Origin of the sequence: Planktothrix prolifica NIVA-CYA 540, assembly GCF_963864145.1 — a bacterium.
Taxonomy (GTDB): domain Bacteria; phylum Cyanobacteriota; class Cyanobacteriia; order Cyanobacteriales; family Microcoleaceae; genus Planktothrix; species Planktothrix agardhii.
The window spans coordinates 3591529-3616200 of record NZ_CAWLTW010000001.1; the positions used below are offsets into that span (position 1 = coordinate 3591529).

At 38.8% G+C, this 24672-nt stretch carries 16 protein-coding genes; 11 read left to right on the forward strand and 5 right to left on the reverse strand.

The window, feature by feature from the left end:
* Positions 1-15 precede the first annotated feature (15 nt).
* The 4 genes from AC559H_RS16080 (at position 16) to uppS (ending at position 5043) form a co-directional block, all read left to right on the forward strand.
* The gene (locus AC559H_RS16080) at positions 16-1584 is read left to right on the forward strand and encodes a photosystem II high light acclimation radical SAM protein (RefSeq protein ID WP_026785291.1); all 1569 of its coding nucleotides are present in this window, start codon (positions 16-18) and stop codon (positions 1582-1584) included.
* Between the two features lie 237 nt (positions 1585-1821).
* Entirely contained in the window at positions 1822-3210 is a 1389-nt protein-coding gene (gene lysA, locus AC559H_RS16085; protein ID WP_026795996.1) for a diaminopimelate decarboxylase, read from the forward strand.
* A 187-nt stretch (positions 3211-3397) separates the two neighbouring features.
* Entirely contained in the window at positions 3398-4297 is a 900-nt protein-coding gene (cdaA, locus tag AC559H_RS16090) for a diadenylate cyclase CdaA (protein ID WP_026795997.1), read from the forward strand.
* Positions 4294-5043 carry a polyprenyl diphosphate synthase gene (gene uppS / locus AC559H_RS16095; protein ID WP_026795998.1) on the forward strand — a complete coding sequence of 250 codons (750 nt, stop codon included), beginning with the start codon at positions 4294-4296 and terminating at the stop codon, positions 5041-5043. The genes cdaA and uppS overlap by 4 nt, the downstream gene beginning before the upstream one ends.
* An 83-nt stretch (positions 5044-5126) precedes the next feature.
* Here the strand turns inward: uppS and AC559H_RS16100 are convergent, their stop codons facing one another.
* From AC559H_RS16100 to AC559H_RS16115, 4 genes are all read right to left on the reverse strand, one after another.
* A complete protein-coding gene (locus AC559H_RS16100; RefSeq protein WP_026785287.1) occupies positions 5127-5399 on the reverse strand; it encodes a DUF3143 domain-containing protein in 273 nt (90 codons plus the stop codon).
* 78 nt (positions 5400-5477) lie between these two features.
* Positions 5478-5951, reverse strand: a complete 474-nt coding sequence (locus AC559H_RS16105; protein WP_167331306.1) for a J domain-containing protein — start codon at positions 5949-5951, stop codon at positions 5478-5480.
* Between the two features lie 218 nt (positions 5952-6169).
* Complete coding sequence (locus AC559H_RS16110) at positions 6170-6943, reverse strand: pentapeptide repeat-containing protein (protein WP_071782639.1); 774 nt, start codon at positions 6941-6943, stop codon at positions 6170-6172.
* A 178-nt stretch (positions 6944-7121) separates the two neighbouring features.
* Positions 7122-8708 (reverse strand): tetratricopeptide repeat protein, encoded by a 1587-nt coding sequence (locus tag AC559H_RS16115; RefSeq protein WP_026795999.1) that lies wholly within the window; start codon positions 8706-8708, stop codon positions 7122-7124.
* A 287-nt stretch (positions 8709-8995) separates the two neighbouring features.
* Here AC559H_RS16115 and AC559H_RS16120 point away from each other — a divergent pair, with 287 nt between their 5' ends.
* From AC559H_RS16120 to AC559H_RS16150, 7 genes are all read left to right on the forward strand, one after another.
* Positions 8996-11047, forward strand: a complete 2052-nt coding sequence (locus AC559H_RS16120; RefSeq protein ID WP_051319485.1) for a sulfotransferase family protein — start codon at positions 8996-8998, stop codon at positions 11045-11047.
* A gap of 128 nt (positions 11048-11175) precedes the next feature.
* Positions 11176-12402: a glycosyltransferase family 2 protein gene (locus tag AC559H_RS16125; RefSeq protein ID WP_026796001.1), complete on the forward strand. Its 1227-nt coding sequence runs from the start codon at positions 11176-11178 to the stop codon at positions 12400-12402.
* A gap of 141 nt (positions 12403-12543) precedes the next feature.
* Positions 12544-13392, forward strand: coding sequence for a glycosyltransferase family 2 protein (locus AC559H_RS16130; protein WP_081694761.1), 849 nt, complete (start codon positions 12544-12546; stop codon positions 13390-13392).
* A gap of 93 nt (positions 13393-13485) precedes the next feature.
* Positions 13486-14859, forward strand: a complete 1374-nt coding sequence (locus tag AC559H_RS16135) for a methyltransferase domain-containing protein (RefSeq protein ID WP_071782701.1) — start codon at positions 13486-13488, stop codon at positions 14857-14859.
* A 134-nt stretch (positions 14860-14993) separates the two neighbouring features.
* Positions 14994-18176 carry a glycosyltransferase gene (locus tag AC559H_RS16140; protein ID WP_026796003.1) on the forward strand — a complete coding sequence of 1061 codons (3183 nt, stop codon included), beginning with the start codon at positions 14994-14996 and terminating at the stop codon, positions 18174-18176.
* 3 nt (positions 18177-18179) lie between these two features.
* Complete coding sequence (locus tag AC559H_RS16145) at positions 18180-19379, forward strand: glycosyltransferase family 4 protein (RefSeq protein WP_026796004.1); 1200 nt, start codon at positions 18180-18182, stop codon at positions 19377-19379.
* A gap of 74 nt (positions 19380-19453) precedes the next feature.
* Entirely contained in the window at positions 19454-19894 is a 441-nt protein-coding gene (locus AC559H_RS16150) for a class I SAM-dependent methyltransferase (protein ID WP_026796005.1), read from the forward strand.
* Positions 19895-19932: 38 nt separating this feature from the next.
* On the opposite strand, the gene AC559H_RS16155 is transcribed toward AC559H_RS16150, so the two are convergent.
* Positions 19933-24594, reverse strand: coding sequence for a tetratricopeptide repeat protein (locus tag AC559H_RS16155; protein ID WP_036831418.1), 4662 nt, complete (start codon positions 24592-24594; stop codon positions 19933-19935).
* Positions 24595-24672: the final 78 nt, after the last annotated feature.

Here is a 24672-nt window from a genome sequence, read left to right on the forward strand (position 1 = left end):
ACGCACAACAGCATCATGGAAGATAAAATTCTTTACGTCCGCCTTCCTTGTAACCCGATTTTCCCGATTGGGGTGGTTTACCTGTCCGACCACGTTCACAAGCTATTTCCCACCGTCCAACAGCGCATTTTTGACTTAGGGGCGGTTCCTCCTCTGGACTACGCCGCCACCTTGGATGCCTGTGTGGATGAGTTTCAACCCACATTATTAGTCTTTTCTTGGCGAGATATTCAAATTTATGCGCCTGTGGGGGGACGGGGTGGTAATCCACTGCAAAATGCCTTTGAATTTTATTATGCGAAAAACCCTTTAATTAAATTACGAGGAGCTTTAGGAGGATTACGGTTAGCCACTTCCTACTATACAGAACTTTGGCAGAATTTAGGACTAATTAAACGGGGATTATCCCGTTCTCAACGTTATAATCCCCAGGCGCGGGTTGTCGTTGGAGGCGGAGCGGTCAGTGTTTTTTATGAACAGTTAGGAAAGAGTTTGCCCAAAGGAAGTATTGTTTCGGTGGGAGAAGGAGAAAGTTTATTAGAAAGGCTATTGAGAGGGGAAGATTTAGCCGATGAACGTTGTTATATTGTCGGAGAAACGACGCCTCGCGATCGCTTAATTCATGAACAACCCATGAATTTTGAAAAAACTGCTTGTAATTACGATTATATTGAAACCATCTGGCCAGAATTTCAATATTATTTTCAAGATCAAGACTTTTATATTGGAGTCCAAACCAAACGGGGTTGTCCGCATAGTTGTTGTTATTGTATCTATACCGTTATTGAAGGGAAAAAAGTTAGAATTAATCCCGCCGATGAAGTTGTGGCAGAAATTCAACAACTTTATCAACGGGGAATTAGAAATTTTTGGTTTACCGATGCTCAATTTATTCCCGCCCGTAAGTTTATTAGTGATGCGGTGGAATTATTACAGAAAATCCTTGATTCTGGGATGACTGATATTCACTGGGCGGCTTATATTCGCGCAGATAATTTAACCCCAGAATTATGTGATTTAATGGTTAAAACTGGGATGAATTATTTTGAAATTGGGATTACCAGTGGTTCGCAGGAATTAGTTAGAAAAATGCGGATGGGGTATAATTTGCGGGTGGTTTTAGAAAATTGTCGAGATTTAAAAGCTGCCGGATTTAATGATTTGGTTTCAGTGAATTATTCTTTTAATGTGATTGATGAAACCTTTGAAACCATTCGTCAAACAATTGCTTACCATCGAGAATTAGAGGCTATTTTCGGGGCGGATAAAGTGGAACCTGCGATTTTCTTTATCGGGTTACAACCCCATACCCATTTAGAGGAATATGCCTTTAAGAAACAGATATTAAAACCCGGGTATGATCCTATGAGTTTAATGCCTTGGACGGCGAGAAAGTTACTCTGGAATCCTGAACCTTTAGGATCATTTTTTGGAGAAATCTGTTTAGAAGCCTGGAAGCGAAACTCCAATGATTTTGGACGAACGGTGATGGATATTTTAGAGGAAAAGTTAGGACGAGCACCTTTAGAAGAAGCCTTAAATGTACCCTTGGGTCGGGGAAAAGAGTTAGCGAGTATTGGTTAATTTTAGGTTAAATTGTGGGGTGCGGTTATGGTAGTGTTGAATAATCAAATCCCACGATTATAGGATCGAGTTTATTCGGGTTTGTTGCTAATTAAAGTTATTCAGTATCTAGTATTCTAAAGATTTATTTAAAATGCCAACTAACTTTGGGTTTCTAAATTCGGATAGTTAACACCCGACACCCGTGCAACTTTACGGTAAAATCTGATCAATAGAAGTGTTAATATAGTATTTCCTGTGCAAAATTCTGGACTGCAATACCTATCTGCATCAACGGATGCCTTAGAAACCCGATCGCCTAATCAACAATTATTTCCTTTGACGGCGAAAGTCAATTCGCAAGATCACTTAGAAATTGGTGGCTGTGATGTTACCGCTTTAGTTGAACAATTTGGCACGCCCCTCTATATTGTCGATGAAACCACCCTGCGAACGGCTTGTCAACAATACCGGGACGCCTTCAAACGCTATTATCCCGGTGAGTCCCTCGTCCTGTATGCCTCCAAAGCCTGGAATTGTTTAGCGATTTGTGCTATTGTAGCCGCCGAAGGATTAGGTATTGATGTCGTATCAGGGGGAGAACTCTATACCGCCCTCCAAGCCGGAGTTTCACCAGAAAAAACCTACCTCCATGGTAACAATAAATCCTTAGAAGAAATTCAATTAGCGATTGAAAATGGGTGTACCGTTGTTGCGGATAATTGGTTGGATTTACACACCCTCGCTAAACTCAGTCAAGGGTCTATCGTTGATCATCCAATTCGGATGATGATTCGGTTTACCCCAGGAATTGAATGTCATACCCATGAATACATCCGTACTGGACATTTAGATAGTAAATTTGGTTTTGATCCCGGTCAACTGGATGAAGTCTTTAAATTTATTAGTCAGCAACCGGGTTTATCCTGTGTTGGCATTCATGCCCATATTGGCTCCCAAATTTTTGAATTGCAACCCCATAACGATTTAGGTTCTGTAATTATTGATACTTTAATCAAAGCCAATCAACATGGTTTAAATATCTCAGAAGTTAATATTGGTGGTGGTTTAGGGATTTGCTATACGGAGTCAGACGATCCCCCAAGTATAGAAGATTGGGTAAAAATTGTTACTGAATCCGTGATCAAAGCCTGTGAACAGAAACAATATCCCCTACCTAAATTATTATCTGAACCGGGACGGTCTATGATTGGCTCTAGTTGCGTTACAGCTTATACAGTAGGTTCTCAAAAACAAGTTCCTGGAATTCGGACTTATATTGCTGTAGATGGCGGGATGTCCGATAACCCCCGTCCGATCACCTATCAGTCTTTGTACCGAGTGGTTTTGGCTAATCAAATGTCTGCACCAATGACCGAAACCGTTACGGTTGCAGGAAAACATTGTGAATCTGGGGATATTTTAATTAAGGATGCTCAACTTCCCAAAGTTGAATCTGGGGATATTCTCGTGGTTATGGCAACGGGAGCCTACAATTATAGTATGGCGTCTAACTATAATCGACTGTCTAAACCGGCGGCAGTTTTAGTTAGTAATGGTGATGCTAACGTCATTATTGAACGAGAATCTTACCAAGATTTAATTAGTAAAGATCGACTTCCAGAACGCCTAACCATAAATTCTTAGGGGTTGCAGGGGTGAAGTACAGGATCGGTGTCAACAATTGCCAAAAACTGATGATGATAGCCGAGATCCGATCCCCCTAAATCCCCATGAAAAAGGGGGACTTTGATCCCTCTAAATCCCCCGTAAGAAGGGGTTAGCTCAGGCTTCTATTAATTTGATCAAAATTCAATGAATGCGGCGTCTAGTCATGACTAAGCAAGGAATTCCTCCCTGGTTCATTCAAAGTCTTGATATTGGATTAGTTTTTGCCGTCGCTTATGTGGTTTTGGTCATCATTGGAGAACGCCGTACCCTTTGGATGGTGCGCGGGTTTATTATTCTAATGTTGGCAACGGCCATTAGTAACTGGGCAAATTTAAAATTATTGCATATTGCCCTGAATAGTTTAGTTACAGGTTCTGCCGTAGCGATGGCAGTCATATTACAATCAGAATTCCGCGAATTTTTGGAACAGTTGGGTCGCGGAGAAATTTCACAACTGTTTGGTCAGGGTCGCCGTGTCATTCCTGAACCCGATGGGGTAATTGATCAACTTGTAGAAGCGGTTAAAGAACTCTCGCAAAATCGTACTGGTGCATTAATTATTATTGAAACCGGAAGTCCAATTGATGAACGGGATTTTTCTGTCCCTGGAGTAAAACTAAATGCCGAAGTTTCCAGAGAACTGTTACAAACAATTTTTCAACCGAAAACCCTGTTACATGATGGGGCGGTGTTAATTCGGGCATCTCGAATTGCAGCCGCCGGGGTGATTTTGCCCCTATCGGAACGGATGGCATCTCGACAATTGGGAACTCGTCATCGGGCGGCAATGGGAATTACCGAACGGGTGGCAAAATGTATGTGTATTGTGGTATCGGAAGAAACGGGTTCGATTTCTCTGGCGGAAAAAGGAATCCTCAACCGACCCTTAACTAGCAGTAAACTGAAAGAGCTATTAGAAGCTCGTTCTTGGACATCCAATGATGATAGAACTGTTCCTGCAATTTCGATTACCCATTGGGGAAACCGCATGGGTTCCCAAGGATGGGCTTTAGTGTCTCGCCTATTCCGTCCTCGATCCAAAGCTTCTCGGGAGAAAAAATGAGTGCTAAGACAAGGGTTGTATATGAATTACCCGCAGATTTAGACCAAGACCGTTTACCTCAACACATTGCTGTAATTATGGATGGCAATGGTCGCTGGGCGAAGCGTCGGGGTTTACCTCGAACTATGGGCCACCGTCGGGGAGTGGATGCTCTCAAAGAAGCTTTACGCTGTTGTCGAGATTGGGGTGTGGAAGCACTAACGGCCTATGCTTTTTCCACGGAAAATTGGGGTCGTCCTTTGGAGGAAGTCGATTTTCTCATGGCATTATTTGAGCGGGTTTTAATGCGAGAACTACGAGAAATGATGGCGGAGGAAGTGCGAATTCAGTTTGTAGGAAATTTGGCAGCCCTTCCCCAATCTCTACAGGAAAAAATAGATTATTCTATGGAGGAAACGAAGCAAAATAAGGGTATTTTATTTACTATTGCTACTAATTATGGCGGACGACAAGAAATTTTACAAGCCTGTCGAGAGATTGCTAATCAAGTAAAACAAGGGTTAATTCAACCAGAAGATATTGATGAAACTCTATTTGAACAGCATCTATATACTACGGGAATATGTCACCCCGATTTATTGATTCGTACCAGTGGAGAAATGCGAATTAGTAATTTTTTATTATGGCAACTCGCCTATGCAGAAATTTATGTAACTGATACCCTTTGGCCTGATTTTAATCAGAAGGAATTACATCTAGCCTTATCTTCCTATCAAAAACGGGAACGTAGATTCGGCAAAGTTTGAATCACTGATCACAGATTTGGACGGATTAAAGGATTTCACGGATTAAATCAACAGTTGACTGATAACTGATAACTGATAACTGATTAAGGCCCCCCAAAAATGGCAGATTCAAGATCTTGACGAGAAAGAGAATATTTAAAAGAACGTTGAATATCCTGACCGTTGGTTGCAGCGCCGATATAACGGACTGTAATTTGGTCAATTTCTAACCACAAGTCTGCTGTCCAATTTGGGTTTCCAATCCGCCAATAATGGAGTTCTTTTTGATCTTGTTCACCCCCATGGGAGCGTAACCATTCTTCAATATCAGGTAGGGGATGATTATATAAGGGTGTCTCTGAACTCGGCAAAGTCATAAATAAGAAGAAGGAGAGCTAATTTATATTGGGTATTGATTATAGCATTTTTGATCAATTCTAACCAATACATAAATATTAATAACGAGTTAAACTAATAAAAATTGCTAATAGGATACATCCAATAAAAGTTAATCCCATTAGAAATAATGAAAAAACTTCCCCAGGGGAAAGAGGCCGATCTGTTGGGTCTAAATAGGCGGAAGAAGAATTAAGACGATTATTTTTAGAATAGGGTTGATTTAAGTCCGTTGGAACCTGAATTAAATGATATCGAGAATAGCCAATTTTTTGATCATAGGACTGACGCCGATCTGGGTTACAAAGGGTGGCGTAAGCTTCATTGAGTTTTTGAAATTTTGCCGTAGCGATCGCCTTTGATAAGGTTGTGGTATCAGGATGATACAGTTTACTCAATTCTCGATAGGCGCGTCGAATTTCTATTGGGGTCGCACTCGGATGAACTCCTAATAAGGTGTAATAGCTAGAAATCAGTGCCGGATGGTTTTCGGCTTGGGGTTGCTGTTGAGATGAATTTCCTGGAGAAGTCACGGCTATCCTAACTCTACATCACGAAACAGTTCTGTTCATTATACAGAAAAATTAAATCAGCAGGTTAGTGTTTACAACTTCTTTGTGTCTTTGTGTCTTTGTGTCTTTGTGGTTAAATTAGGCTTTACCGTTGTCAACATAGCCACAAGAACTGCTATACTTTCTTCCCCTGTCCGGGTAATTTTTGTCAAACAACAACACCTAATACTTTTCACAGATTAAAGACCAACCTCTAACAGACCAACTCCTGATCGGTGTTGACCTCCCCATTCGTGAGGATCTCCCCTCATATCATCATCAAATTTCATGATTTGATCAGGAAAGATATCAGTTTCATCAGGTCTTAGAATACTGTTAATGCGAGGAAAAGTATTAGTTTTATTGCTTGTAAAGGGGTCGATATTTGGCTCAAACAAGTCATCCAAATATTCCTTGGTATATTCAAAGGGTTGACCTAATTCTGGCCCCCCCATTGGGAAGGTTAAACTATCAGGATCACGTCCAATGGTTAGTTCTTCTGGTATTCCTAAATCCTGGGCGGAACCTCTTGGCAGTTCAGCCGTCTGTAAAGTAGGAATTGCAAATTCCGATCCGGTTAAATCGGCATTTAAAAGATTTGCACCTTCTAGTTGAGCTTGAACTAAATTAGCATTAGTTAAGTTAGCACCACTAAGGTTAGCATCATTAAATTCAGTTTGATTTAAAAACGCGCCCTCTAGGTTTGCAGATGTTAAGTTTGCTCCTTTTAAATCTGCACCTTCTAAATTGATATTAGCTAAGTTTGCCCCGGCAAGATTAGCATCTCGTAAATCTACACCAATCAAATGAGCACCGCTTAAATTAGCGCCTCTCAAATCACACCCTTGACAGAATCGGGTTTCTAATAATTGTTTAAGATCATTAGGGTTCTGAGAATAGGCTGGAGTTGTGACTCCCAAACCGAGTAGAAGCACTGTGGCGGTTCCAAACATTGCTGTGGATAGGATTTTCATAACTGTATCCTCCAATAGCTGCCACCTAAAAACTACACCTGATAGTTTTCTGATTCCCATTATAAGCTGAGTCAACGACCGAATACTTCAACCATTAGGAAGATTTAATAAAATTCAGTTTGTACCCCAAAAAATTAAGAGTGCGTTATAGGATGTTAACGCACTCTCTAAATTCGGTCTAATGGGATTTTTTCTTAGCCGCAACATGGCTAATTCCCTCATAAGCCAGATCAAAATCAGGTTGCAAACTAATCGCTTTTTGATAATAAGTCAAAGCATCCTGCAATAGCCCTTGATTTTCCAAAGCTTCAGCCCAATGACAATAGATAATAGGTGAACTGGGATAAATTTCACAAGCTCTACGATAACAAGCGATCGCTTGTTCCCAACGTCCCTGGGCAGACCAGGTGTGACCTAAGCGATGGTAAGCTACCGCCGAGTTAGGATTCAACTGACAAGCTTTCTGAAGGGCTGAAATCGCTTTTTCTATCTCTCCCTGCTCCCTTAATGCTTGACCTAAATCCTCATAACTTTTAGAAGATTCGGCTTGAAAGTCATTACTCAAACTATAGGAAAAAATTGCCTCCTGCAACTGACGCTGTTTTTGCAATGCAAATTCTAATTGCTTTTCTATCTCAACAGACTGTTCTGGCAAAAGTTCCAATGCCTGTTTATAAGATGCGATCGCATCCTCCCACAAATACAAAGAAACCTGTGCTTGTCCTAAATGGAAATATACAATTCCAGAAGATGGATAAATCTCACAGGCTCGTTTGTAGGCGACAATTGCTTCCTCCCACTGTTGAGTTTGGGCTAAAGCATGGCCAAATTGATGGTACACTTCCGCCGAATCAGGAGCCAATTCAACGGTTTTTCGATAAATCTCAACCGCTTCTGACCATTGATGCAGTTGAGCCAGGGCATTAGCCAGATGATGAAGGATCGCTGCTGAATTGGGATTGAGTTCATAAGCTTGACGGAAAGCGGTGACAGCTTTCTGCCAATGCTGCTGTTTTGTTAATACTTGTCCTAAAGAATAATAAAGTTCGGCAGAGTTAGGATTCATCTGACACAGACGATGATACAGATCCACTAACTCATCCCAACGCTGTAATTTTCGTAAAGTTGCTGTTAAGCGTTCATAAGCAATAGAATTGGGATCGAGTTCACAAGCTCGACGATAATTAGCTAAGGCTTCTTCGGTTTCGCCTAGTTGCTCTTGGACAGATGCCAAACCCAAATAGGTATCGACTTGGTAAGGGTTGAATTGTAAGGCTTGATGGTAATGGCTCAGAGCTTCTTGCCATTGTTGTTTTTGAGCCAAGGCTTGCCCTAAGTTATGATGGAGTTCTGGATCATGGGGTTTTAACTCAAGTCCCTGATGAAAAATAGCGATCGCTTCTTCTAACTGATCTTGTTGGGTTAATGCCGATCCTAAATTATTATAAAATTCATAGAATCCTGGATAGAGTTCTACTGCTTTTCGCAAATAGGCGATCGCATCTTCCGCCTGTCCTTGTTGCAGCAGAATACAGCCTAAGCCATCGTAACACCAAGGAGAAGTAGGATTCAGTGCGATTGCCTTCTGATAAGCAACAATAGCTTGCGACCGCTCTCCCTGTTCCGTTAAGGCTTCAGCTAAATTCTGATAAAGCCAAGATGAGTTAGGATTATCCTCAATAGCTTTGTGGTAATTGGCGATTGCTTCTTCCAAGCTGCCATTCCGCAGCAATTGATCAGTGATTTCAAAATAGGGACTACTCATATTGAAAGATTTGTGGTTTTCCTTTCCAATGTCTTTCCCTGATTGTAGAGGAATTGATCCCCTTTGCACATTCTGTCAACATCAGATCATGTGGACAAAACCCAAACTTCTTAACTACTTACTAATGTAGTTTACAGGCCAAAACTGGATATTCATCGTTGGTACTGAATCATGATATATATAGTTAAGGCTTGTTTTGCATTAGAGGCTGATCTCTTGTTCGAGCCTAGTCATTATTATTGTTCTAAATTTGTGTTTTCAACTAATTTACCTAATTATTAGATTTTATGGCGATTCAATCTACTCCTTTGATTATTACTGGAATGCACCGTTCTGGACTTTCTTTAACCGCATCTATATTAAAAACTTGTGGAGTTACTTTTCAACAGTTTAAAGAACCAGAGTCCTCTCAGAATCAAGAGATTGAAAAACTTGATTTTTCTAGTCTACAAGCAGAAATTCTGAGAAACCAAGGGATTGATTCTCAAGTATGGACATCCAAAAAAGAGCCAGATATTAATGATACATGGGTTCAAAAAACCCAAGAATTAGCACTGAAATATTCCGATACTGAAATTTGGGGATGGAACGATCCTAACACGGCATTATTATTAGAATTTTGGGCTAAAATTTTACCTGAAGCTAAATTTTTATTAATCTACCGTGCGCCTTGGGAAGTCGTAGATTCTCTTTATCGATCTTCGGAGGAAATTCCTTTTGAAAAACAACCTAGTTTAGTGTTTCAGTCTTGGATTAATTATAATCAAAAAATACTTCAATTTTATAATAAATATCAACACAGATGCCTATTGAGCAATATTCAAACAATTGTCGATCATCAAAGCCCGTATATTCAGGAAATTAATCATAAGTTCGATCTAAAATTAGGTTCGCTATCGCCTAAAATTTATGATAACTCCTTGCTAAATACAGAAACTTCTCAAAATAGTTATCGACTGGGTTTAATAGATTATTATTGTCCTGATGTTACCCAAAATTATCAAGAATTAGAAGGACGTTCTTGGCATCCCAATAATAATCCTGACTGGTCTTGGCAAAATTTAATAAAAACAAAACCTAGTCAAGATTTAGTTTTTCAAGATTGGGTTAATTTTCGTCAACAACAAGTTGAAAACCAGTTATTGAAAGATAAGTTTGATCAAGATTTTTCTCAAAGCAAAGAAGAATGGGAATATTCCCAGACAGAAGCAAAAGCCAAAGAATTAGAATGTAACCAACTTAATGACAAACTTCAAGCACAAAAATCAGAGTGCAATGAACTCAATAAAAAACTTCAAGCCAAAGAATCTAAATTAGATCAATCTCAACACCAAATCCATCAACTCCAAAACGATCTAACTTTATCCCAGCAACAGCTTAATCAAGCTCAGTATGATAGCCAAAAATATCAATTTCAGTTACATCAAACCCAAGAAGAATTAGAACAATCCGAGTTAGAACGACATCAACTGCACAACAATTTACAACAAGTTGAAAGTCAGTTAAAACAATGGGAAAATAAATTTTATCAAACTGAATTCAATTTGAGTCAACTGCAAAAAAAACTTACTCAAACTCAGAAAAAATGGGAACGAACCCTAGCGCAATTGCATGAAGTTAAACCTCAACTAGAACAAGCTAAAATCGAGCTTAGTCAATTCCATCAAACTGAAAAACAACTTCAGGAGTCTCAGATACAACTGCATCAAACCCAGAAAAAATGGGAACGTACACTGGCTCAACTTAATCAGATTCAACCTAAGCTAGAAAAGTCTCAATCTCAACTCCATCAAACAGAAGAATTATTACAACAGTCTCAATCTCAACTCCATCAAACAGAAGAATTGTTGCAACAGTCCCAAACCCAACTCCATCAGACCGAAATTTTATTGCAGAAATCTCAATCTCAACTTCATGTCACAGAATCTTTACTACAAAATGATCAAACTCAAATCCATCAAACAGAACAGGAGCTAGAACAAACACGAACTCAATTACATCATGCTTTACAAGAAATAGAGCGTTTACGGTTATATGAATCAGTAACTCAACCTGATATAGAACAAACCGATGAAATGCGATATAAAATTAAAATCTGGGAAGCCTGGTGTGCTTATCAGAATGGAGATTTGCAACAAATGGGACAACTGCTAAAGCAATCCCTGGAATATACAGCCTTATCAAAAGCAGCAGTCGTGACAAATTGGTTGGAAACATTTATGCAAAATGCTCATCATCAAGGGTTATCACTAGATACCTATGCTTTAACGAATTCACCGGAATGGAAACAACTGGTACGTCGTTCCGTCATTATTCCATCAGTAAGACTATTAACGTAGGGGACTTCCTGATCAGTGTTGATTGTCTACTCAATCAAAATACTGCCACCGTTCGTAGTAGAATCCCTTGAGGACGTTAACAGTTGACTCTATTCCCTGACAAAAATATAACTGCTGAGACTGAACTTATGGAACACTCCCAATCGCCATCTAATTTGCCCACTAACCCAGTTGACCTGTCATCAGTCCAGCCTGAAGAATATCAAACCCAGATTGCACAACTTCAGCAACAGGTACAAAACCAGCAGGAGGATATAGAACGTTATCAGTCTCAATTTGATGAAGTCTTAGCAGAATTGGAACAATGTCATTTGCAGTTGCATCAAACTCAGGATGAATTAGAAAAAATACAGATGCAACTGCATCGTTTTCAACAGCCATCAGAAGAAATTCAATCTCAACTCAATTTACCTTCTGAAAATCAGCAAAGTACCTCTGATCTCATAAACTCATCTAATTTAACTCAAAACGATTCCCAAGGGTCTGAATTATCACAGTTATCAGCACAGAATCTCTATCAACCAGCAGCCCCACTACCAGAAACAACCATCATTGCTGGTGTATCAATGTTTAAAGATGAGGAAGACATTGCTTATGCTAATTTGACATGGCATTATCAATTAGGAATTAAGCGATTTGTCATTCTTGATAATCTATCATCAGACAACACAGCCGGAGAAATTAGACGCTTTGCTAATGACTATTCAGATGCTCAAGTTTATCTTGTTGAAGATCGAGAAGTCGGGTATTACCAGAGTCGAAAAATGACCGCCGCAGCTAATTTGGCTTACAAAATGTGGGGAACAGAATGGATTTTTCCCTTTGATGCGGATGAGTTTCTATCTTCGTTTCGGGCTCCTTTGCAAACAGTATTAGAGTCTGTGAGTTCAGAGTGTAAATGGATTAAACTGCCTTGGCGTAATCACGTTTTGCAGCATTTATACTCAGAAACCGAGCTTAATCCCTTGAAACGGATGACCCATCGCCTGAAATTTGAAGATCCAGACTATAATTTGGGTGGGTTTATTGCTCGTTGGAATTTAGAGATGGTCGTTGAGCAGGGAAATCATGTAGTTCTTGTTGATAATCAACAAGTACCTGGTAGATGGGAAGGAGAAGAAATAGGATTAACACTCAGACACTATCAATTCCGTTCTAAAGACCATATCCGCAAAAAAATTATAAATGGGGGTCGAGCCTACGAAATGGCAACAGACTTAACTCAATCCTTTGCTCCTCATTGGAAACAATGGTATCAATATTATAAACATCAAGGTGAGCATTTTGTAGATCAACTCTACAAAACTAAGATTAACGAAGCTCAAAATCCTATCTATGATCCAGCAATGATATAATCATGTACTTTTTACTTGAATTTTTAATGAATTAATTCTTTATAAAACCTATTCAAGTAATAATAATCATGCACAAAACATACTGAAACTACATCATGTTTTTCCGATTAAAATCTCATTACCTAATAGTTAAGAAAGGATATGGTACAATCTCAACTGTCGAAGCAACATCTTCTTTGTAAAGATCCAGTTATAGCTGGTGTATCAATGTTTAAAGATGAAGAAGATATAGTGTATCAGAACTTATTATGGCACTATACTCAGGGTATTAAAAGATTTGTGTTACTCGATAATCGCTCGTCTGATAATACAGCCGGAGAAATTAGACGCTTTGCTAATAATTATCCTGATGCCTCGGTATATTTAATTGAAGATCGAGAAATTGGATATTATCAAAGCCGAAAAATGACTGCGGTGGCGGAGTTTGCCAATAGTATGTGGGGAGCAGAATGGATTTTTCCGTTTGATGCTGATGAATTTTTGTGTTCCTATCGTGCGCCCCTAGATAGCGTTTTACAAACCCTGGGAAAAGAACATATTTGTATCCGTTTCCCTTACCAACAATATATTCTACGAAGTTTTTATGAAAACTTAGAACCTAATCCTATCAAGCGAATAACCCATAGGTTAAAAGGTAACTTCCATCAAGGTACAAAAGTTATGGTGCGTTGGCAAGCAGGTATGACGATTGCCCAAGGAAACCACGATCTCTATCTTAATGATCAACTCATTCCTGCGAGTGTAAATGGTGAAGATATCGGTCTTGCCTTAAAGCACTACCCTTTTCGCTCAAAAGAACATATTCGCAGTAAAATCATTAATGGAGGCAAAGCTTACAAAGCGGCGAGCAGTCTTTCGGCAGAAACAGGAATAAGCTGGAAAACATGGGATAATGAGTACCAGCACAGAGGAGAAGAGTATATTGAAGAATCATACCAATCCCTCTGCAATAGTCCGGCTGAGGCAATTTATGATCCTTTAATTATTTAACTTCAATTCCTAGTGATTGTTCTCGTATTTTGTCGATAAAGGCTCAAAATTCAAAGTCTAAAACTCAACAAACTCATTAAATTTCAATAACCTATGTCTTCTTATACAGAAAGTTTTTACCAAGCTATTCAAGATTATTCCTGGAAATCAGCCCAGGAAATTGTTCCTCTAGTTATGGGGTTATTACAACCTAAAAGTGTGATCGATATTGGCTGTGGAACGGGAAGTTTCCTTTCGGTTTTTCAACAACATGGAGTTGAAGATATCTTTGGTTTAGATGGAGATTGGGTAGAACGACAACTGCTGAAAATCCCAGAAGATAAATTTACGGCTGCTAACTTAAGTCAACCTTGGCCTGTAGAACGGGAATTTGATTTAGCTATGTCAGTAGAAGTAGCTGAACATCTGACCCCTGAATATGCCGATCATTTTGTGGATTCTATGGTCAAACTGAGCCGAGTTTGTTTGTTTTCTGCGGCTATTCCCATCCAAGGAGGCTTGGATCATTTCAATGAACAATGGCCAGAATACTGGATTAGAAAGTTTCAGGATCGAGGATATGTTGTTATTGATTGTGTCAGGAAAAAGGTTTGGGATAACCTTAATGTTGCTTGGTGGTATAACCAAAACATCCTGTTATTTGTTCAACAGGCTTATTTAAGCCAATACCCCTTAGTGCAAAATGAGTTTCAAAAGAATAGTCTACAATTTTCAATTGTTCATCCCACTTTATATCTCCATAAATGTTCTGAAAAAGGAATTCAACCTATGGATGAATCGGTGAGAAATAAAACAACAATTCAACCTTATTCAGATAGTTTTTATCAGAGTATACAGCCCGTTAGTCGAGATGCAGCTAAAGAAATTATTCCGTTCATTGATAAATGGTTGAATCACCCTAAAAGTATCGTTGATGTTGGATGTGGAACGGGAACTTGGCTATCTGTCTTTCAAGAGAGGGGAATCACCGATTTTTTGGGAATAGATGGAACTTGGATCACAGGTGATTTACTAGAAATTCCAACCTCTCACTTTCAGCCTGTAGATCTGGAAAAAATAGCACCCCTTGATCGAAGATTTGATTTAGTTATTTCTTTGACTTTGGCAGAGCGAATACCCCATGATTGTGTAGAAAATTATATTGATGCTTTGACTCAACTGGGTTCAGTTTGTCTGTTCTCGGCTGCCATTCCCTGTCAGATAGGAATTAATCATATCAATGAACAATGGCCCGACTATTGGAAGCAACACTTTCAGAAGAGAGGATATATACTTGTAGACTGTTTACGCTCCAAAATTTGGAATAATCACAAAGTCGGTTGGTGGTATGCTCAAAATACCTTTCTATTTATAAAACAAGAAGAATTAGCGAATTACCCTTTGCTACAAGCCGAATTATATCAGGTAAGTGATACCCCTCTAGCCATTATTCATCCTTCACTGTATTTAGGGAAGTGCTTTAGTTAGATCTTACTGTTTTTGATTAGCTGATCAAAATTAAAAGTCAACCAACTTTTTCTAAATTATTGATCAGCTGGATGACACTATCTATAGTGGAGTTTTTCAGATATTAAAAAAGTAATATGATATCATCCATAAAAATGCCTCGGATTCTAAGTAGTCTTGATCATGCTGTAATTGAGAATGACAGACTGAACCTGTATGGTTGGGTAGCGTCTTTTGAAGAAGCTACTTTAAGCTCTTTCAAACTATCAGTTGCTAACTATAATTTTAGCCAATTTGAAACAATAGTCGGTATCGATAGTCCTGACGTTAAGTCGACTTATCCACAGCTTTATAAAGCTGATCAGGCTCGCTTTTCTATTTCTATTCCTCTTAACTCGGAACAACAAGAAAAACTAGGTTATCACTACTCCTTAATTACCTTAATTCCTGTATTTGAAAGTAAACAAGGTAAACCCTTACAGAAACTATTAGCACCAACCTACATTCAGGATAATATTGAACCCCAACTCATTCTCAATACAGGTCAAATGTTACCAATTCCACCAGAGGATTTGAGAGTGCGTGTTCATGGTGCTGCTGATATCAGTAGTTTTTTACAAGTAGGTTTAGAAATTAACCGAGATATTAGATTTGCCTTAGAAAAAATAGGTAGAAACTGGAGTTCATTTGAATCTATCTTAGATTTTGGCTGCGGTTGTAGTCGTGCTTTAATCTGGAATATTGCTGAGGATAATTCAAGTCATTTTTTTGGAAGTGATGTCGATCCAGAAGTGATTACTTGGTGTCAACAGAACATTACGGTGGCTCAATTTAATGTTGATCAGGTTTTTCCTCCGTTAAATTATGAATCGAATCAATTCGATTTCATTTATTTAATATCTGTTTTTACCCATTTGGATGAAGCAGCACAGTTAAGTTGGCTGAAAGAGTTTGATCGAATTCTTAAGCCAGGAAGTTTAGTTTTAATCACAACACATGGGAAACAAGTTGCTCAACTACTTGCACCAGGATTAGTTAATAAATTAGATAGCCAAGGCATGATTTTCGATTCAGATTCTATAACTTCTAGTCCTTTACCAGAATGGTATAAAAATACCTATCATACAGAAGCATATATTCGCCAAAGCTGGTCTACAGAATTTGATATTGTTGACTATATTCCTGGGGGTATGCGAAATCATCAAGATATAGTAATTTTGCAGAAAAAGGTTGAGGCTTCATTGGAGAGCAACCAGCCCAAGAGTCAGAAAACACCTACTCCATGTGAAGGGCAATCTTTAAATCAAACACCATCCTCCCAGGGTTTAGGAGCTAAACCACTTTTGACTCCACAACAGTTAGAAAAATTAATTCTTGAAGGAAAAAGTTCCCAAGCTCTTATTTATGAAAATGAAGAGTTAGAAGATCAAGAGACTAATATTATATCTGTTCCTCAGCAACAAGCCTCCTCATTATTGGCAATTGAAAGCATTCCATCAGAAATTAGTCATTCTCAATCTTTATTAAAAACAATTAAAGCGAATTTAGAGCGATCGCTACTCCAAAATCAGCAAATTCAACAGGATTTAGAGCGATCGCAACGGGAACTTGAGCAACGCCAATATCAACGGAATCTCAAGACAATATTCAAAACTCTAAAACAACAATTTCCTCATCATTTGAACCCTGTTAGAGATGAATATTTATTGGGTTTATCTGGAGTCACCTGTGAACAATTCTGGAAAATTATTGACCCAATTATCGAGACTCAACGACCCTATTTATCCCATACCTCCCCAACAATTAGTATCTTAACTCCTACTTGGAATTCCTCATTAGATTGGTTCTTAGAAACGGTTTTAAGTGTCCTGATGCAATCGCGGTTTGATTGGGAATGGTGCCTGGTGGATGATGGTTCTCAACAGCCAGAAATTAAGGCAATTTTACAAGGACTAGCAGAGAAACATCCCCATATTAAAGTTGCTTTTCAAGAGTCTGGTGGGATTAGTTCTGCAACCAATCGAGCTTTGAAAATGGCAACCGGAGATTATGTCTGTTTTCTCGATCATGATGACACTTTAATTCCGACGGCGTTACAAGATAGTTTGAATCAACTTGCAAAAGGTTTTGATGTTGTTTATTCTGATGAAGATAAAATTGATTTTTCCGGCTTAAACTATTTAGAACGCTTCCATAAACCCGACTGGTCACCTGAATATTTTCGAGGGGTTATGTATGGAGGACATTTGTTATCTGTACGTCGAGAATTAGCGTTAGCCGTTGGAGGATTCAAGAGCGAATTTGATGGGGTTCAAGATTATGAATTCCTACTCAGGTTATCGGAAGTAACTCAAAATATTGGTCATCTCCCTAAAATTTTATATCACTGGCGAAAAGTTAGAGGGAGCATTTCTGGAGATGTGGATGCTAAAGCCGGAATTGATACTTTGCAACAGGCGGCTGTTAATTCTCATCTACATCGGCTAGGATTACTAGCTCAAGCAGAAGCGGGTTTGGGACGCCATCGAGTTAATATTAATCCCCACCCGAAAACCGACTATCCTTTAATTAGTCTGATTGTTGCAACTTCTAAGGATTCACTGGAAAAAAGTTTGCATAATTTTGTTGCTCATTCCAGCTATCCTAATTGGGAAATGATCTGGGTTGAATCGGAAAGCTCTTATCCTGAATTGCAGCAAAATTTGCAAGAATTCCCAGTTAAAAAAATAGCAGTTTCCGATCCCTTTAAACGGTCTAAAGCCTATAATTTAGGAGCAAAACAGGCTAAAGGAGAATATTTAGTTTTTCTCAATCCTAATACAGAAGCGATTACAGAAGATTGGTTACGGCATTTACTTTATTATGCGGAACAATCTGATGTGGGTGCAGTAGGGGGTTTACTTTTGTCTCCAGAACGTACTGTAGAACAAGCGGGTTTCATCTTAGGAAAAGCAGGGGAAATTCATACATTTATGCCGGATTTTCAACCTAATGCTGATGGATATGCGGGTTCTCTAATTTGTGCGAGGGAAGTAGCAGCAGTCAGTTGTGATTGTATGATGGTAAAAGCCAGTATATTTGAAAAAATAGGAGGGTTTAACGAATACTTTTTTAATCAAAACTATGATAGTGATTTGTGCCTTCGCTTGAGACAAAATCACCAAAGAATTATTTTTACCCCCCGTGCTGTTTTAATTAATCATCAACCGATGAAAGGAAATGATCCGACGGATAAAATGCTGTTTCTGGATCAATGGCATATTGATTTAGAATCGGGAGATCCTTATTACAATTGTAATTTTAATCCTGACAACTTTGATTACACTATCTTAGGATAAGTTATGCAAAATGTTTTATTTGTTCTCTATGAGGACTTTCACTCTAATAGTGCAGTTCACGTTCATTATTTTGCTAATAATTTAATTGAACTGGGATTAGATTGTGTTGTTTCTGTTCCTTATAATAAGCAAACAGTATCGGCGGTTGGGAAAAACTTTGAACCCTTGTATAAAGTCACTGAATATAGTGAAATTAGCCGATTAAACTACTTTTTTGATAATCGAAAACCACCGGATATTGTTCATGTCTGGACTCCCCGGGAAGTGATTCGACAATATTGTGAAGAACTGCGTCAAAATTACGATTTTAAATTAGTTATTCACCTAGAAGATAATGAAGAATATATTTTAGAACGTTGTTTAAATAAATCCTTTCAAGAATTATTAGCTTTAGCTCATACTCTGGAATTGCCTAACAATTTATCCCATCCCTTAAAATATCGGCAATTTATGGGGACTGCGGATGGGGTAACGGTAATTATGGAACCTTTAAAGCAATTTGTTCCTACCAATACACCGAGTTTAACTCTATGGCCAGGAGTAAATTCTGAGGATTTTTATCCGAGAGAAAAGAATTTAGAATTACTCCAACGGTTTGATATTCCACCTGACAGTTTAGTGTTTTGTTACACCGGAAATGTTCATGCAGTTAATATTGCTGAAGTGCGGAGTTTATATTTAGCGATCGCATTATTAAATCGAGAAGGAAAACCTGCAATTTTAATTAGAACAGGTCGAGATTTTTGTCAATTTTTAGGAGAAGATGATCATTGGGCAAGACAATATTGTCGAGAATTAGGATATGTAGATCGTAGTTTATTGCCTGATATTTTAGCCTTAGCGGATGTGTTAATTCAACCGGGAAGGGTGGACAAATTTAATAACTATCGTTTTCCCTCAAAACTACCTGAATTCTTCGCTATGGGGAAACCTGTGATTTTACCAAATACCAATATTGCCCTAGAAATGGAACATCAAAAACACGCTTGGATTTTGCCTCTTGTGGATGCTTTGAATATCATTCAAGCTGTAGAATTAATTACTAAAGACCCAGAACTTTATCATCAATTAAGCCAAGGTGCTGTTCACTTTGCTCAAACTCGACTCAACTGGAGAAAAAATAGTGAACTTTTAAAATTATTTTACCAAGAGATTACTCAAGGTGAAGCCAACATTTTAAAACCCTTAGTAACAAAAAGTTAATGTTTTTTGGTTATCTGGTTATTATAACAACTTCCAGGTTATTCTAAAGTTTAGAAGTATTGGAGAAATCACCCATGAATCAATCATCGTTACAACCTATCTATCCTAATTTATCACAAATTAGCCCGGCTTCTGTTGATTGTATTTTCTCCATTTCAGTTTTAGAACATATTCATGGAGATGCCCATCGCTTTATTTATGAAGGAATTCGTAAGTTTCTCCGTCCTCGAGGTAAGTCGATTCATTGTATTGATCATGTTGCTCAAGGTTGGGGGACTGAAGCCCATGAAGAAAATTTAAAACGCATTCTTCTTTGTCAATTAAAACTACAAAATCCTGACTATCCTCTGGAAAAAATTAATAGCGATTATGCAGTTTTGAGCAATCAATTGAAAGAAGATGTAGAAACTTATTATCTATCTCCAACAGGTCATTACTTGTGGCGTGGCAATGTACCTTATGATCAATTTCCTTTCAGAAAAGTGGTTTCAATTCAATCTTGTATAGCGATGTAGAGACGCTGCATACAACGTCTCTACTAACGGTTTATGGTTTAGGAGGGACGGCGAAGTTGAACTTTCGCAATTCCTGCATAACTGCCATCTTCAAAAACTCCTCTCAATAACAGTTCGGGTTCGTTGAGAATGCGAGTAACTTCAATTTCTGCCCAAAAACCACTGCTATCCGCATTGGGAGTATCCGGGTAAATTTCAGCCACATCAGCGCGAGGTAAACGGGCAGGAATATTTTCAATCACCTGTCCCTCATACCCCAAAATTTGCACCCCCATCATGGGAATGGGCTGACCAATGATCCAACCTGCAAACCGAACTGTATTAATCCCTTTGTGAAGTCCAGGTACAGGTGCATCAATAGCCACTCCCCAAAAAGCGTGTGCATCTTCTTCAATACGGGTAATTGATATAATTTCTATATCGGTCAATATCCGCAAACTATAGTCATCTCGTTCCCGATTTAAGTTGGGGTTATAACAGGGATCGTAATCAATAACTTTAGCCCATCGTTGTCGCATGGTGGTTAATTCCTGCATGAAACGACCTTGTTTTTCGGCTGTATCTTCTACCCCCCGACTTTTTGATTCATGGTGATATAACATGACATGGGGAAGATAAATATTGTGATAGCCTCGTCGTTGCATTTCCAGACATAAATCCACATCATTAAACGCAACGGCTAATTGTTCATCAAAACCACCAATTTTTTCAAAAACCTCACGCCGACACATTAAACAAGCAGCTGTCACCGATGAATAATTATTAATAGACTGAATTTGACCATAATAGCCCGGATCATTCGGTGCAAAATGGCGATGAGCGTGATCCGCAACACTCCGCAGTCCGATAATCACCCCTGAATGTTGAATAGTTTGATCAGGATACAGCAGTAAAGCTCCTACCGCCCCAATACTAGGACGTTGTGCTTGCTCTACCATAGCCTCAATCCAGTCGGAATTAATTACCTCTGTATCATTATTTAAAAAGAGTAGATAATCTCCTTTGGCTTGGGCTACGGCATAATTATTCAGTTGAGAAAAATTGAAGGGAATATCTAAGCGATAACACTTAAATCGATTCGGTTCTTTTTGTTGCCAAGATTTCAGTAAAGATAAGGTTTCTGCCTCATTGCTACCATTATCAATGACAATCACTTCATAGTTAGGATAGGTACTTTTCTGAAAAATTGACTCAAGACAGCGATTGAGAATTGTTCCTAAATTTCGAGTAGGAATAATAATACTAACAGGTTTGTACTCTTGTATTTGATAGCGAATTCGATAAATCCCAGGATGTTCAGCACATTCAACTTTTCCCTCCTCTCCACGACGTTGTAACGCATTTTCTAAGGCTTTTGTATTCGCTTTCTCTAATTCTGTTTGCCGTTTACCAACAACATCATGGGCAAAGGGTAAAGCAGTTCGGCTGCTATAAAGAACTTTAGGAATATGAAAAATTGCATTGGTTTTTTCTGTTAATCTCAAGACTAAATCATAGTCATAGCTTCCTTCATACCCGTCTCGAAATCCTCCTATTTTATTGACTAACTGACGTCGATATACCCCCAAATGACCTGTATACATTCGAGATAGGAATGTATCTGGACACCAATCGGGTTTAAAGAAAGGTTGAGTGCGTTTTCCTGTAGGATTGAATCGATCTTCATCGGAATAAATCATATCCGCTTCTGGATATTGATTTAAGAACACTACAACTTCATAGAGAGCTTCTACAGTTAATACATCTTCTGCTTTCAATAAAGTAATGAAGTCTCCCGTTGCTAGTTCCAAACCAGAGTTTAAATTTGCACAAATTGATTTATTTTCTTGATGATAATCGCCTTTGATTTTGTGTTCTGGAATGTTATATTCCTCAATCAATGAGTTAACATGACGTTCATCCCCAACCTCACCTATAATACACAATTCCCAATGGGGATAAATTTGATCAATAACAGATTTGATGGCTTCACTGACAAACAATTCGGGTGTACCTTTTAAAGACAAAAGGACGCTAATTTTGGGCTGATAGCGCAGCGTTTTTAAATGGGTAATCCTTCCTTGTAAATCGTGAGGTTGAAGGGTATTTTTGCTTAACCAGTTGTCATATCCTTCAACCTCACGATACTGCTTTTTTACGGCCGCAATTACTGATGGAGTTGGTTCAGGCTGGCTTAAGGGATTTTTTTTTTCTATAATTTGTTGTAATTTGCCACTCGCTTCTAAATGCTCCGGTTCTAATTGCAATGCCATTTGATAGAATACGATCGCACCATCTAAATGATCATGATTAACCAACGTATTCGCTAACTGAATATACAATTGGGGATCATCAGGTTTAATCTCAATGGCTTTATGATAAACCGCAACATGATCAGGCTGTTCTTGAATTACTTGATAATAATAATCCAAGGATTCCTGTAAATCTAATTTAGCTCGATTTCTCAACGCATCGGCAAGTTTTTCTTGAATATTCGGTAAATCTGATTGAACTTTAATTGCACCTCGATAGGCGACAACCGCTTCTTCCCAATTCTCTAATTCCGTTAAAACTTTCCCTAAATTATAATGAGACCAAGGAAATTCAGGATTAAGTTTAATCGCATTTTGATAAGCAGGAATTGCTTCTTCCAACCGTTCTAAATTAACCAAGGCATCCGCTAAACTATTATATGACCAAGAGTAGGTTGCATCTAATTTAATGGCATTTTGATAGGCAGAAATCGCTGCTTCCCAACGTTCTTGTTTAAAGAAAATATCCGCTAAATTATTCTGTGTCCAGAATACACTAAAATTCAGTTCAATTGAACGTTGATAAGCACTAATAGCAGATTCAAACTGTTCTTGATCTCGTAGTAAATCCCCTAATTTCTGATAAACTTCGGCTTGACTATGATCAAGTTCGGTTGATTTTTGATAGGCTTTAATCGCTGCTTCCGTTTCCCCAACTTTCGCCAGTGCATCCCCGAAACCTTTATAGGATTCCGCATCTCCACTGGGGTTCATTTGTACTGCTTGACGCAAGACCTGCACTGCTTCTTGCCAACTTTCCTGTTTAACTAAAACTTTCCCTAATCCATAATAGGAAGAAACCAATTTGGGATTCAAGGAAATTGAGTTTTTATAAATATTAATTGCTTCTTCTAAGCGCCACTGACGGTTAAAAATTTCTCCGAGTTTATAATAAGCAACGGCTTGATTTGGGTCTAATTCTAAAATTTTGTTATAAACTCGGATTGCATCATCCCAACGTTCCTGATGGCCGAATAAATCGGCAAAGCCATAATAAAATTCTAACCGAGAAGGTTCTAATTCTAAGGCTTTTTGATAGGCAGAAATAGCTGATTCAATTTCTCCTTGGGCTTGATATAATTGCCCTAATTGATAATAGACTCCTGCTAACTGAGGATTAAGTTGTAAAGCTTTTTGATAAGAAGCGATCGCCTCATCAAATCGACCTTGTTTAAATCTGGTATTACCTAAATTAAAATGTTCCTCTGCCGTGGCTTTTTTCGGTTCCAAACTATAGGCTTTTTCCAAACATTGGGAGGCTGATTCTAACTGCCCCATTTGGGTTAAAACCTTAGCATAATTGCGATAAACCCCAGCAAAATCAGGTTTTAAACTGACCGCTTGTTGATAATAAGAGGCAGCTTTTTCTAATCGTTCTTCCTGAGCATATAAACTGCCCAAATTTGCATAAACTTCTGGATATTGGGGTTGAATTTCTAAAGCTTTTGAATAACAACGAATCGCCGCCGACATTTCCCCTAAAATTTGTAAAGCATTGCCTTGAATTTTATAGGCTTCTGCTAAATCCGGTTGTAATTTTAATGCTTTTTGACAAGTAGCGATCGCTTGATCCCATTCTTTCAAGGCACAATAGGCTTGGGCTTGTTTTAAGTAGGTTTGGGGATTACCAGGATGATTCATCGGGGTTTTTGTGTTATGACTCACCGTTTGCTGACGAGTTGCCCCGGCTAAAGTTTCTTGGGGTGATAAATCCCTGGCTGTGGCGGCGGCTAGGGTATCGGAAGGGGCTGGAGCTCCCAGGGTCGGAGTATTAAATTCGATCGCTTTCCGGTAGACCTGGGTTGCTTCCTGGGCTTTTCCTTGGTCTTTGAGCAGATTGGCCAAAGATTGATGGGCTGGGGTTAAATTGGGATCGAGTGCAATCGCATTCCGATAACAGATCTGCGCTTCGGTGGTGGCTCCCTGTTGTGCCAACTGCTGGCCAAGGTTAAAATGTTCTTCTGCGGTGGCTTGATTTGGTTCTAATTTAACAGCTTGATATAGGGTCTGTGCCGATTTTTGGGAGTCGCCCAGTTGTGTCCAAACTTTGGCTAAATTCCGATAAGCCCCAGTGAAATCCGGTTTCAGGGTGACAGCTTTTTGATAACAAGCGATCGCCTGTTGCCATTGTTGTGATTTAGCATACAGACTGCCCAAGTTAGCATGAACTTCTGGCCAATTAGGTTGAAGTTCCAATGTCCGGGTATACCATTCTTGGGCGTCTTGTAATTTCCCCTGTCTTTGGAATATATCCGCCATCAGTTTATAACCGGGGGCATAATCAGACTGAATTTGCAACAACTGGTTGCAAGCCTTGATCGCATCCTCAAATTGCCCTTGATTAATATAGATTTCTGTTTGTTGATGGAGAAACTGTACACTACGGGCGCGAATTTCGTTAGGTAACATAGTTGGTTTGCTGTTGCTGACACTCAATGGGGATCTTCCCCAATCAATTCTATCGGGTTTTGGGTTTCACATATCAGA